The 693-nt window shown below is 68.3% G+C and carries 1 pseudogene; it reads left to right on the top strand.

Annotation, left to right across the window (positions count from 1 at the left end):
- Positions 1–693, top strand: a pseudogene (locus G3I71_RS45280) (sugar ABC transporter permease); the annotation flags it as partial.

Here is a 693-nt window from a genome sequence, read left to right as displayed (position 1 = left end):
CAACGTCTCGCTGTCGCCGTTCGGCGGCACGTACTACGACATCGCGAACGGCTTCTCGACCAACGGCCTGCTCGGCGGCTACGGCGTGGACGTGTTCACGCTCGTGATCTTCGGCATCGCGGTGGTCGGGTACGCCGTGAGCCAGTGGCGCACCCGCATGGGCCGCATCGCGTACCAGCAGGTCGTCGAGGCGCTGCCGCTGTTCGTGCTCAAGCTCGTCGCGATCGCCGCGGTCGTCATGTGGTTCGGCTACCAGCTCGCGCAGTCCCGCGGCCTGCCGAACATCCTCATCGTGCTCGCGGTGCTGATCCTGGCCTACTCGGTCATGACGCAGCGCTCGGTGTTCGGCCGGAACATCTACGCGATCGGCGGCAACCTCAACGCCGCGCAGCTGTCGGGCGTCAAGGTCCGCCAGGTGACGTTCTGGACCTTCGTCAACATGGGCCTGCTGGCCGGTGTCGCGGGCGTCGTGTTCTCGTCCCGCATGAACGGCGCCCAGCCGGGCGCGGGCAACATGTTCGAGCTCGACGCGATCGCCGCGGCGTTCATCGGCGGCGCGTCGACGACCGGCGGCGTCGGCCGCGTGACGGGCGCCATGACCGGTGCCCTGATCATGGCCGTCATGAGCAACGGCATGCAGCTCATGGGCGTCCCGCAGTCCGTCCAGCAGATGGTCAAGGGCCTCGTGCTCCT

Source organism: Streptomyces sp. SID12501, from assembly GCF_010550245.1.
In the GTDB taxonomy this organism is placed as follows: Bacteria; Actinomycetota; Actinomycetes; order Streptomycetales; family Streptomycetaceae; genus Streptomyces.
This window is presented reverse-complemented; position numbering and strand designations above follow the sequence as displayed.